The sequence below is a fragment of the Streptomyces sp. NPDC018031 genome, from assembly GCF_044327625.1.
Lineage (GTDB): Bacteria > Actinomycetota > Actinomycetes > Streptomycetales > Streptomycetaceae > Streptomyces.
In genome coordinates this window covers 174,720-185,882 of sequence record NZ_JBIRFT010000013.1, presented here as the reverse complement: position 1 = coordinate 185,882, position 11,163 = coordinate 174,720, and the positions used below count along the sequence as shown (strand labels likewise).

10 protein-coding genes are annotated in these 11,163 nt (G+C 73.9%); 5 read left to right on the top strand and 5 right to left on the bottom strand.

Features of this window, described 5'->3' with window-relative positions:
- Window positions 1-20: 20 nt before the first annotated feature.
- Genes ACH4B3_RS25575 through ACH4B3_RS25555 form a run of 5 tightly spaced genes read right to left on the bottom strand, consistent with a single transcriptional unit; the run spans window position 21 to window position 5,849 of the window.
- Entirely contained in the window at window positions 21-659 is a 639-nt protein-coding gene (locus ACH4B3_RS25575) for a DUF5947 family protein (RefSeq protein WP_398466438.1), read from the bottom strand.
- Complete coding sequence (locus ACH4B3_RS25570; protein WP_398466436.1) at window positions 656-1,237, bottom strand: NifU family protein; 582 nt, start codon at window positions 1,235-1,237, stop codon at window positions 656-658. The genes ACH4B3_RS25575 and ACH4B3_RS25570 overlap by 4 nt, the downstream gene beginning before the upstream one ends.
- Window positions 1,238-1,247: 10 nt before the next feature.
- Window positions 1,248-3,032, bottom strand: coding sequence for a nickel-dependent hydrogenase large subunit (locus ACH4B3_RS25565; protein ID WP_398466434.1), 1,785 nt, complete (start codon window positions 3,030-3,032; stop codon window positions 1,248-1,250).
- A gap of 29 nt (window positions 3,033-3,061) precedes the next feature.
- Window positions 3,062-4,114 (bottom strand): hydrogenase expression protein HypE, encoded by a 1,053-nt coding sequence (locus ACH4B3_RS25560; RefSeq protein ID WP_398466432.1) that lies wholly within the window; start codon window positions 4,112-4,114, stop codon window positions 3,062-3,064.
- A 25-nt stretch (window positions 4,115-4,139) separates the two neighbouring features.
- On the bottom strand, window positions 4,140-5,849 hold the full coding sequence (locus tag ACH4B3_RS25555) for an enoyl-CoA hydratase-related protein (protein ID WP_398466430.1): 1,710 nt from the start codon (window positions 5,847-5,849) through the stop codon (window positions 4,140-4,142).
- Window positions 5,850-6,027: 178 nt separating this feature from the next.
- Between ACH4B3_RS25555 and hypA the strand changes: the two genes are divergently transcribed.
- From hypA to hypD, 5 genes are read left to right on the top strand one after another with little or no spacing between them, the layout of a single operon-like run.
- Window positions 6,028-6,438: a hydrogenase maturation nickel metallochaperone HypA gene (gene hypA, locus ACH4B3_RS25550; RefSeq protein ID WP_398466428.1), complete on the top strand. Its 411-nt coding sequence runs from the start codon at window positions 6,028-6,030 to the stop codon at window positions 6,436-6,438.
- Window positions 6,422-7,252, top strand: coding sequence for a hydrogenase nickel incorporation protein HypB (gene hypB / locus ACH4B3_RS25545; protein ID WP_398466426.1), 831 nt, complete (start codon window positions 6,422-6,424; stop codon window positions 7,250-7,252). Before hypA ends, hypB begins: the two co-directional genes overlap by 17 nt.
- Entirely contained in the window at window positions 7,252-9,624 is a 2,373-nt protein-coding gene (hypF, locus tag ACH4B3_RS25540) for a carbamoyltransferase HypF (RefSeq protein ID WP_398466424.1), read from the top strand. Before hypB ends, hypF begins: the two co-directional genes overlap by 1 nt.
- 32 nt (window positions 9,625-9,656) lie before the next feature.
- On the top strand, window positions 9,657-9,983 hold the full coding sequence (locus ACH4B3_RS25535) for a HypC/HybG/HupF family hydrogenase formation chaperone (RefSeq protein ID WP_398466422.1): 327 nt from the start codon (window positions 9,657-9,659) through the stop codon (window positions 9,981-9,983).
- Entirely contained in the window at window positions 9,980-11,116 is a 1,137-nt protein-coding gene (hypD, locus tag ACH4B3_RS25530; protein ID WP_398466420.1) for a hydrogenase formation protein HypD, read from the top strand. Before ACH4B3_RS25535 ends, hypD begins: the two co-directional genes overlap by 4 nt.
- The last annotated feature ends 47 nt before the right edge of the window (window positions 11,117-11,163 follow it).

The window sequence follows — 11,163 nt, the reverse complement described above, 5'->3', positions numbered from 1 at the left end:
CCTCCACAGGTAGGTGGTGCTCATCCGGGTGCGAGGGTGTCCAGGAAGTCGTCGATCCGCTGCCACACCTCACCGCCGCCGCCCAGTCCCTTCCAGTGTGCGCGGACCAGTGCCGCGAGGCGGTAGCAGTCGTCCAGCGGGACGATCCAGTAGCGCGGTGCCCGGCCGTCGGGGTGGTCGCGCTGGGCCAGCAGCGCCTCCACGTCGTCCCGCAGCCGGGGCAGCGCGGGGTGCGCCGTCCGGAGGCGGGCCCAGGTGTGCGGCTCCACGACGGAGCGGGTGAGCCCCAGCGGGCCGGGGTAGGCGGCGGTCACCCCGGCCGGGGAGCGGGTGAAGAAGACGAGCCCGACGGGCACCCCGAGCGCCGCCCAGGTGGCGTCGTCGACGACGCAGCCGTCCAGCCGCCGGCGGTCGGCCGGCAGCAGGCGGTACCCGGTGCCGTCGCCCGCCGCGTGGTCGAAGAGCAGTGAGCAGGCGGTGCAGGCGCAGCGGACCGTACCGGTGCGCGCCTCCAGGAGGTGCCGGTGGCTCGCCGGGAGGGTTTCGGCGCACAGGTCGCAGCGCTCCGCGCCGGACCCGGCGGGGGGTGCCGCGCCGGGCCGGGGCGCGGCGCGGGCGCGGCGGCGCAGGCCGGGGGTGGTGAGCGGGGCAGTGGTCATCGGCCGTCCCCGGTGGCGGGTGCGGCGGCGACCGGCGCGGGTCGGCGGAACAGCGAGTCCGCCGGGATCAGGGCCTGCGGCGGCGCGGCCGGCACCGTCTCGATGTCGATCCGCTCGATCTCCGGCACTCGGCTGCCCAGCACCGCGCGCACCATGTCCTCGGGCGGCTCGGCGGACCCGCATCCGCACCCGTGGCCCGCGCCGCCCTCGGTGAGCCGGAGCCGGACGGCGGAGTGCTCCAGGTGGAGCAGGGTCACCTCGCCGCCCCGGTCGGCCAGGGCGGTCCGGACCTCGGCGAGGGCGGCCTCGACGCGGGTGCCGGGCGGGTCGGGGTGCAGGTCGTGGACGAGCAGCAGATGGCCCAGGAGTTCGTCGCCGGCAATCCGCTCCGTCCCCTGCGGCCAGTCGGCGAGGTGCTCCATGACCCGGGCGAGGCACTCGCCGTACAGGTCGACCAGGGCCTGTACGGCTTCCTGGGCGCGCGCCGCGGAGGCGTGGTCCGGGAGGCCGTCCAGGCCGCTGAGGAGTTCCTCGGTGCGGGTGACGTGTTGTCGGGCCGTCTCGTCGTCCCAGGGCATGGCGGCCTCCTCAGCCCAGCGCGCCGAAGGTCGGCGAGTGGGACTGGAGGAGGGTGCGGCCGCCGCCGAGGTACATGTGCACCCCGCAGGGCAGGCACGGGTCGAAGCTGCGCACGGTGCGCATGATGTCGATGCCCTTGAAGTCGTCCGGGCCGTTCTCCTCGAAGATCGGGCAGCCCTGGACGGCGTCCTCGTACGGTCCGGGGGTGCCGAAGCGGTCCCGGGGGCTGGCGTTCCACGGGGTGGGCGGGTACGGGTGGTAGTTGGCGATCTTCTTGTCCCGGATGACCAGGTGGTGGGAGAGCACGCCGCGCACCGCCTCGTGGAAGCCGACGCCGATCGCCTCGTCGGGGACGACGAAGTCCTGGAAGACCTTCGTCCGTCCGGCGCGGACCTCCGCCAGCGCCCGGTCCACGAAGTGCAGGGCCATCCCGGCGGCGTAGGCGACGAAGTACATGCGGGCGCGGTTGCGTTCGATCGTGTTGGGGAAGGCGGGCGGCTTCCACTCCAGCCGCACCTCGGCGCTGGAGGGGGTGGCGGGCAGGTCGATCTCGACGCTGTGTCCGGTGGAACGGACGTAGGGCGTGCGGACCTTGCCCGCGAGGGCGGTGGCCCACAAACGGGCGATGGGGCCGCCGCCGGTGTCCAGGGCCAGGTGGTCGCCGGTGCGCCGGTCGAACCAGCGGGGGCTCATGACCCAGCTGTAGTTGCCGCCGTCCAGGTCGCGCTTCTGCGGGGAGGGCAGGGTGGTCTGGTTCCACGGGTGGCGCTGGTCGACGGGGTTGCCCAGGGGGTCCTTGTCGACGAAGGTCTCCTCGTTCACCCAGTCGTCGTAGTAGGAGGAGCCGAGGAGGATGCGCATGCCGAGGTTGATGTCGACCAGGTCGGTGGTGACGAGTTCGTTGTCCACGACGATGCCGGGGGTGACGAACATGGAGTTGCCCCACAGGTTCATCGTCCGGTAGTCGTAGTCGACGACCTCGGGGTCCTGGAACGCGCCCCAGCAGCCCAGGAGGGTGCGGCGCCGGCCGACCTCCTCGTATCCGGGGAGGGCTTCGTAGAAGAAGTCGAAGACGTCGTCGTTCATCGCCACGGCGCGCTTGACGAAGTCGAGGCAGCGGGTGAGCCGTACCAGGTAGTCGGTGAAGACCTGTGGGGTGGCGACGGTGCCGACGCCTCCGGGGTAGAGGGTGGAGGGGTGGACGTGCCGTCCCTCCATCAGGCAGATCATCTCCCGGGTGAGGCGGCTCATCACGAGCGCCTCCTTGTACGTGCTGCCCTCGAAGGGGTTGTAGGAGCGCATGATGTCGCCGATGGTGCGCATGCCGTGCTGGTCGCCGCGCGGGGCGGGGGTGCGTTCGGCGCGTTCCCACACCGACGGGTTGGTCTCCTTGACCATGCGTTCGCAGTAGTCGACGAACACCATGTTGTCCTGGAAGATGGTGTGGTCGAACATGTACTCGGCCGCCTCGCCGAGATTGATGATCCAGTCGGCGAGTGGCGGCGGCTTGACGCCGTACGCCATGTTCTGGGCGTACACCGAGCAGGTGGCGTGGTTGTCCCCGCAGATGCCGCAGATGCGGCTGGTGATGAAGTGGGCGTCCCTCGGGTCCTTGCCCTTCATGAAGACGCTGTAGCCGCGGAAGATCGAGGACGTGCTGCGGCATTCGACGACTTCACGGCGCGGGAAGTCGATCTTCGTGTAGATGCCCAGGTTGCCGACGATCCGGGTGATCGGATCGAAGGCGACCTCCGTCAGATCGCGCTGCTCGGGCGGAAGGGTCTCACTCGACAACGGACGTTCCTTTCCACGGTTCGGCCGGGTCAGGCCCGGGGCCAGCGCGGGGCGTAGCCGGAGGTGAGGGCGGACTGGTTGTGCCGCCACCTGGGTTCGCGGTTGGCGGACCTGTTGGTGATGGCCCGCAGCGATCTGACCAGCGGTCCGTAGGTGGAGCTGAGGATCGCGGAGGAGACGCTGCCGCCCGGGGGCTCGTCCATGAAGGGCATGAACTTGTCCGGGAAGCCGGGCATGGTGCAGCCGATGCAGATGCCGCCGACGTTGGGACAGCCGCCGACGCCGTCCATCCAGCCGCGTTTGGTGACGTTGCAGTTGACGACCGGTCCCCAGCAGCCGATCTTCACCTGGCACTTCGGGGAGTTGTAGTCCTTGGCGAAGTCGCCCTGCTCGTAGTAGGCGGCGCGGTCGCACCCCTCGTGCACGGTCTTGCCGAACAGCCAGGTCGGGCGGAGCTGTTCGTCCAGCGGGATCGGCGGTGCCATCCCGGCGACCTGGTACAGCAGCCAGGTGACGGTCTCCATGAAGTTGTCCGGCTGGACCGGGCAGCCCGGGACGTTGACGATGGGCAGGCCGCCGGCCGAGCGGAAGTCCCAGCCGAGGTAGTCGGCCAGGCCCATGGAGCCGGTGGGGTTGCCGGCCATCGCGTGGATGCCGCCGTAGGTGGCGCAGGTGCCGACCGCGATGACCGCGAACGCCTTCGGTGCCAGCCGGTCGATCCACTCGTTGAAGGTGATCGGCTCGCCGGTCCGGGGGTCGTTGCCCATCGCGGCCCAGTAGCCGTCCCCGTTGATCCGTTCGTTGGGCACCGACCCCTCGACGACCAGGACGAACGGGCCGAGTTCGTCCCGGGCGGCCTTGTGGTACGCCGCCATGAAGTCGTCGCCGGTCTCGTAGGCCAAAACCTTGTTGTGGAGGACGACCCGGGGCAGGCCGGGAATGGCGCCCAGGACGACGTCCTCGATGCTGGGGAGCGACGCGGCGGTCACGGAGACCGTGTCGCCGTCGCAGCTCATCCCTTCCGAGGTCCACAGGACATGCACCTCGTCCACGGCACTCGGAGCCTCACCGACCGTGCTCATGGCCTGTTCCCTTCGTCCGGAGAGATCACGACGAGCGTGGCACCGGTCGGCACGGCTCACCATTCGGCAGGGCCGATGGGGGGAGGCCGGGAGCCGGCTGCTTGCGGACGAAGGCCGACCGGAGCGCGTGGTAGGGGGCGGTGGGGTCGAAGAAGGTGCGCCGCATCCGTTCGAGTTCCGCCGCGCGGTAGGCGGCGAGCGGCCGGGCGGCCTCGTCGCGGTCCCGGGCGGCCTTCTTCTCCCGGAGCAGCGCCCCGAGGCGGGGGGAGGACGCGAGGTGCTGGGCCGAACGGGTGACTTCCGCCGCGAACTCCTCCGGGGCGCAGTCCAGCACCCGGTCGACCAGTCCGCTCCGGAGCGCCGCCGCCGCGCTGACGGGTGCCGCCTCCCGGGTCAGCCGGTGCGCCTCGTCGTGCCCCACCCTGCGCGGCAGGGTGTACGTCCAGTACTCCGAGCCGTGCAGCCCCATCCGCCGGTAGTGCGGGTTGAGCACGGTGCCGGATCGGCACCAGACCTCGTCCGCGGCGAGCGCGAGCATCGCGCCGCCCGCCGCCGCGTTGCCGCCGAGCGCCGCGACCACCACCCGGTCGGTGGTCCTCAGCACCTCTTCGACCAGGTCGTCCATGGCCTGGATGCAGGCCCAGGACTCGGCGGCCGGATCGTCGGCCGACTCGATGACGCCGAGGTGGATGCCGTTCGAGAAGAAGTCGCGCCTGCCACCGAGCACGACCACCCCGACGGGCCGGGACAGCGCGTGCCGGTAGGCGGCGTGCAGCCGGCGGCAGTGGTCGGTGCTCATGGCGCCGCCCGGGAAGGAGAACCGCAGGTGGCCGACGGGCCCGGACTCCTGGTAGGTGATGTCCGCCCAGGTGTCCCCGGCCGCCGCCGCGTCCGTGGGGGCCGGCACCTCGGGGACGCCGGGCGGGGCGCCGCCCAGTGCCCGCACCGCGGGGAGCTTGTAGGTGGGCCGTTCCCCGGGGCGGCGCCGGGGCCGCAGTTGCGGGATCCACACCGCGCCGTCGACGGTGGCCCGGCAGACGGCGCCGTGCCGGGTGGCGATCGGCTCCCCCGGCGCCCCGGTGAGGGTGGACTCCGGGTGCCCGCCGCACAGGTACCACTCCCGGCCGAGGAAGGTGTCCAGGACGCCGGGCTGGGAGTCGGCCGCCCGCAGCTTGCGCAGCACCAGGGCGGTCGGGTCGGTGTGCCAGTCGATCCGGCGCTCCTCCTGCCGCAGATAGGGGTGAAACGTTCCCTCGCGCTGTTCCCGCGGCACGAAGGTGCCCGACGCGTAGCGCTCCACGGCCGTCAGCACCGCGGCCACCGCGGCGTCGGCCACCTCTCCCCGGTACAGGTCGCTCTTGCCGGCCGCGGGCAGGTCGCAGCCGGCGGACGCCCACACCGGGCCGGCGTCCATCTCGGCGACCGCCTGCAGGACCGTCACCCCCCACCGGTCGGCCCCGCGCTGGATCGCCCGGTCCAGGGAGGAGGGACCGCGGTCACCGGGCGGCCCCGGATGGACGATCAGACAGGTGCGGGCCGACCACACCTCCGCCGGGACGGCCGTGGTGAGCATGGGCGCGATCACCAGGTCCGGCGCGTGCCGGGACACCGCCTCGGGGCGCACTCCCCCGCGGTCCGCGATCTCCACCTCCACCGAGTGCCCCCGGTCCGACAGCGCGCACAGCACGCGCTGCGAGAGGCTGTTGAACGCGCTGGCGAGCAGCAGCACGCGCATGACGGGTCTCCTCCGGTAGCGGCCGGTGGCGGTGTGGTGGCGATGCTGCCGCCCCGCGGGTCCGGTGGTGGGCCGACGCGCCGCCGTTGGGCCGCCCGGGCGAAATCCGGCACCGGGCGGCCCACCCGGTGCACGACGCGCGCCGCGGGGCGCGGGCGGCTGCCTAGCGTGGGGCCCCATGCACGAACTGTCGATCGCGGCGGCCGTCGTGGAGACCGCCGGGCGCACCGCACGCGCGCACGGCGCCGCCGCGGTGGAGGCCGTGCGGCTGCGGATCGGCGAACTGGCCGGTGTGGTCCCGGACGCACTGCGCTTCTCCTTCGAGCTGGTGGCGGAGGGCACCGAGGTGGCCGGCGCCGAGCTGGTCATCGACGCGGTACCGGCGCGGGCGGCGTGCGACGGGTGCCGGAGCGAGTTCGCCGTCGGGTCCCCGCCGCTGCTGTGGTGCCCGCGCTGTGACCGGCCCGCCGCCCGGGTGACCGGCGGGCGTGAGCTGGAAGTGACCGAGGTGCGGCTGCCCGACGCCGTGACCTGCCCCGCCGCCGGCGGGCCGCAGCCAGAGAGGACGGCCGATGTGCCGGAGTGTTGAGGTGCGCCAGGCGGTGCTGGCGAAGAACGACGGGCTGGCCGAGGCGCTCCGCGCCGACCTGGCCGCCCGCGGCGTGACCGTGGTGAACATGATGTCCAGTCCGGGCAGCGGCAAGACGGCGCTGCTGGAGGCGGTGCTGCGCCGGGCCGTGGACCGCGGGGTGCCGGTGGCCGCGCTGACCGCGGACCTGGCGACCGAGAACGACGCACGCAGGCTGGGCCGGTCCGGCGCGCCGGTGCGGCAGGTGCTGACCGGCGGGCTGTGCCATCTGGAGGCCGCGCAGCTGCGCGGGTACCTGGAGGGCTGGCTGCCGGCGGGGGTGCGGATCCTGTTCGTGGAGAACGTCGGCAACCTGGTCTGCCCGGCCTCCTACGACCTGGGGGAAACCCTGCGCGTCGCGCTGATGTCGGTGACCGAGGGCGAGGACAAGCCGGTGAAGTACCCGACCGCCTTCGGGCTGGCCCAGCTGGTCGTGCTGACCAAGACGGACCTCGCACCGGCCGCGGGGTTCGCCGAGCCGGAGTTCCTGGAGCACGTGGAGCGCGTCAATCCCGGGGTGGAGGTGCTGCGCACCAGCGCCCGGCGGGACACCGGCGTCGACGCCCTGCTGGACCGGGTGGTGGCGGTGAGCGACGGCACCGCGGCACCGCACCGGCCCCTGCTGGCCGCCGGGCACCTGCGGGCCCACGGGCACAGCCACGGGCCGGAGGACGCGCACGGGCCCGAGGACGCACACGGGCACGCGCACGGGCCGGGCGAGACGTCCGGGCCCACCCACGGGCAGCCCGCCACCGCACCGGCGCGGTCGGTGTGATGGGCGTCGTCACCGACGGCCCCGGGACCCTGCGACGGCGCATCGCGGTGCGCGGCACCGTACAGGGCGTGGGATTCCGGCCCTTCGTGCACCGGCTCGCCGTCGAGCTGGAACTGTCCGGGTTCGTCCGCAACAGCGCCGCCGGAGTGGTGCTGGAGGTCGAGGGCGGCGGTGAGCGGATCGAGGAGTTCGTCCGCCGGCTGCGCCAGGAGCCGCCGCCGCTGGCCGAGGTGCGTGAGGTGCGGGCCGAGCCGGTGGAACCGCGCGGCGGCTCGGCGTTCGCCATCGTGGCCTCCGACGGTGACGACGCCGGGAGCACCGCCATCCCGCCCGACACCGCGCCCTGCGCGGCGTGCCTGCGGGAACTCGCCGACCCCGGCGACCGCCGGCACCGGCATCCGTTCATCACCTGCACGCACTGCGGACCCCGGTTCACCATCGCGACCGCGCTGCCGTACGACCGGGCGAGCACCACCATGGGCGTCTTCCCGCTGTGCGGGGCGTGCGCCACCGAGTACCGCGACCCGGCCGACCGGCGGTTCCACGCCCAGCCGGTCGCCTGCCCCTCCTGCGGCCCCCGACTGCGGCTGACCACACCGGACGGGCGCGCCGGCGCCCCCCGGGAGCGGCGGGGCGACGTGGCGCTGACCGAGGCCCGGGCGCTGCTGGCGCGCGGCGCGGTCGTCGCCGTCAAGGGGCTGGGCGGCTACCACCTGGCGTGCGACGCGGGCAGCCCCTCCGCGGTGGCCGCCCTGCGCGCGCGCAAGAACCGCGGCCGCAAGCCGTTCGCGGTCATGTGCGCCGACCTCGCGACCGCCGAGCGGATCGCCCGGATCGGCCCGGCCGAACGCGGCGTGCTGGAAGGCCCGCGCCGCCCGATCGTGCTGCTCCGGCGCCACCGGGCCGACGAATCCGCCGGCGGCCTCGCCGACGGGGTGTGCCCGGGGAGCCCGTACGTCGGGGTGATGCTGCCGTACACCCCGCTGCACCACCTGCTGCTGGCCCCCGACGGGGCGGCGCCCGCCCCGCGCGTCCTGGTCATGACGAGCGGCAACCTCTCCGGAGGGCCCATCGTGACCGGCGACGAGGAGGCGCTGGCGCGTCTGGCGGGCATCGCCGACGCGTGGCTGTGGCACGACAGGGCCATCGCCACGCCCTGCGACGACTCCGTGGTCCGGGTCCGGCCGGACGGCTCCGTGCTCGTCCTGCGACGCTCCCGCGGCTACGTGCCCGCTCCGGTGGCCCTGCCGTTCGCCGTGCCGCCGGTCCTGGCCATGGGCGGAGACCTCAAGAACACCCTGTGCCTGGCCGCCGGGCACGACGCCTGGTTCTCGCCGCACATCGGGGACATGGCGGACTTCGGCACCCGGCAGGCGGCCGCCGCGGCGGAGCGGCGGATGTCCGCGCTGACCGGCGTGGTGCCCGAGGTGATCGGCGCGGACCTGCACCCCGGCTACGCGTCGGCGCGGCTCGCCGCCGAGCGGGCCCGGACGTCCGGCGTACCGCTGCGCCTGGTCCAGCACCACCACGCGCACATCGCCTCGCTGATGGCGGAGCACCGGCTGGACGGCCGCTCCCCCGTCATCGGCGTCGCCTTCGACGGCACGGGCTACGGGTCCGACGGGACGGTGTGGGGCGGTGAGGTGCTGCTGGCGGACTACCGCGGGTTCCGCCGGCTGGCGCAACTGGCCCGCGCCCCGCTGCCGGGCGGGGACGCCGGGGTGGCGAACCCGTGCCGCACCGCGCTCGCCCGGCTGTGGGCGGCCGGCCTCGCCTGGTCCGCGGACCTGCCCTGCACGACCGCCTGCTCGCCGGACGAACGGCGGGTACTGGCACGCCAGTTGGAGCGGAACGTCGCCTGCACCGCCACCTCCGGGATGGGCCGGCTGTTCGACGCGGTGTCGTCGCTGACCGGGATCTGCCACCGCGCGCAGTACGAGGCGCAGGCCGCGGTGGAGCTGGAGGCGGCGGCCCTGTCCGCCTGGGAGGAACCCCACGGCGGCGGGTACGCCTTCGGGATGTCCGGCACCGTGGCGGAGGGCACCCTGCGCTTCGATCCGGCGCCGGTGCTCCGGGACGCCGTCGCCGACCTGCGGCGGGGCACGCCGGCCGCGGTCATCGCGGCCCGCTTCCACCGGGCGGTGGTGGCAGCGGTCACCACCGTCTGCCTCCGGGCCCGGCGCGCGACCGGCTGCGGCACGGTCGGGCTGACCGGCGGGGTGTTCGCCAACACCCTCCTCGACGACGCATGTGCCCTGCGACTGGCGGACGCGGGCTTCACCGTGCTCCGCCACCGGCGGGTGCCCCCCGGGGACGGCGGGCTCGCCCTCGGTCAGGTGCTGGTCGCCGCGGGGTCGCACCGCGCCGGCTGACCGGCCGCAACAACGACGAACGGAGCTCATCCATGTGTCTGGCGGTGCCCGGCAAAGTGGTCGGGATCGGCGAGAAGGACGGGACGCGCATGGCGCGCGTCGATTTCGGCGGTGTGGAGAAGGAGGTCTGCCTCGCCTATGTCCCGGAGGCGGCCGTGGGCGAGTACGTGATCGTCCACGTGGGGTTCGCGCTGCAGCGCCTGGACGAGGAGTCCGCCCTCGCCTCGCTGCGCCTCTTCGAGGAACTGGGCCTGCTGGAGGAGGAGTTCGGCGATCCCTGGAGCCGCGCCGCGGCCGAGGCGGGGATCGAGGGCGGCACCCCCGCCCGTACGGCACGACAGCGGAAGGAGCCGCGGTGAAGTACATCGACGAGTTCAACGACCCCGGTCTCGCCAGGAGGCTGCTCGACGACATCCACGCCACGGCACGGTCCGGGCCGTGGGCGATGATGGAGGTCTGCGGGGGACAGACGCACTCCATCATCCGGCACGGCATCGACCAGCTGCTGCCGGAGTCGGTGGAGCTGATCCACGGCCCGGGCTGCCCGGTGTGCGTCACGCCGCTGGAGATGATCGACAAGGCGCTGGAGATCGCCTCCCGGCCGGAGGTGACCTTCTGCTCGTTCGGCGACATGCTGCGGGTGCCGGGCAGTGGACGCGATCTGTTCCGGGTCCGCGGCGAGGGCGGGGACGTGCGGGTCGTGTACTCCCCCATGGACGCGCTGGAGCTGGCCAGGCGCCACCCGGAGCGGCAGGTGGTGTTCTTCGGCATCGGCTTCGAGACCACCGCTCCGGCGAACGCGATGGCCGTGCACGAGGCCCGCCGCCTGGGCGTCCGCAACTTCAGCCTGCTGGTGTCGCACGTCCGGGTGCCACCGGCGATCGAGGCCGTGATGGCGGCTCCGGAGTGCCGGGTGCAGGCGTTCCTGGCCGCCGGGCACGTGTGCAGCGTGATGGGCACGGCCGAGTACCCGCGGCTCGCGGAGCGGTACCGGGTGCCCATCGTGGTGACCGGGTTCGAGCCGCTCGACATCCTGGAGGGCATCCGCCGCACCGTGCGCCAGCTGGAACGGGGCGAGCACCGGGTGGAGAACGCCTACCCGCGGGCGGTGCGGCCGGAGGGCAACCCGGTGGCGCTGCGGATGATCGAGGAGGTCTTCGAGGTCACCGACCGGGCCTGGCGCGGCATCGGGACGATCCCGGCCAGCGGGTGGCGACTGGCCGCGGCGTTCGAGGAGTTCGACGCCGAACGCCGCTTCGACGTCACCGGCGTGCGCACCGCCGAGCCGGGTGTCTGCCGCAGCGGTGAGGTGCTCCAGGGGCTGATCAAGCCGCACGAGTGCGAGGCGTTCGGGACGACCTGCACCCCGCGCACCCCGCTGGGGGCCACCATGGTGTCCAGCGAGGGTGCCTGCGCGGCCTACCACCTCTACCGCCGGCTGGAGGCGCCGGCGCGTACCCGGCCCGCCGAGGAGGCGACCCCCGTTGGCTGAGACCACACTCCCCGTCACGCCCGCGGTCGACCCGGCCGCCTGGTCCT

Coding starts and splice junctions, on each gene's coding strand:
- ACH4B3_RS25575 (WP_398466438.1), bottom strand. CDS start 659: ATGACCACTGCCCCGCTCACCACCCCCGGCCTGCGCCGCCGCGCCCGC.
- ACH4B3_RS25570 (WP_398466436.1), bottom strand. CDS start 1,237: ATGCCCTGGGACGACGAGACGGCCCGACAACACGTCACCCGCACCGAG.
- ACH4B3_RS25560 (WP_398466432.1), bottom strand. CDS start 4,114: ATGAGCACGGTCGGTGAGGCTCCGAGTGCCGTGGACGAGGTGCATGTC.
- ACH4B3_RS25555 (WP_398466430.1), bottom strand. CDS start 5,849: ATGCGCGTGCTGCTGCTCGCCAGCGCGTTCAACAGCCTCTCGCAGCGC.
- hypA (WP_398466428.1), top strand. CDS start 6,028: ATGCACGAACTGTCGATCGCGGCGGCCGTCGTGGAGACCGCCGGGCGC.
- hypB (WP_398466426.1), top strand. CDS start 6,422: ATGTGCCGGAGTGTTGAGGTGCGCCAGGCGGTGCTGGCGAAGAACGAC.
- hypF (WP_398466424.1), top strand. CDS start 7,252: ATGGGCGTCGTCACCGACGGCCCCGGGACCCTGCGACGGCGCATCGCG.
- ACH4B3_RS25535 (WP_398466422.1), top strand. CDS start 9,657: ATGTGTCTGGCGGTGCCCGGCAAAGTGGTCGGGATCGGCGAGAAGGAC.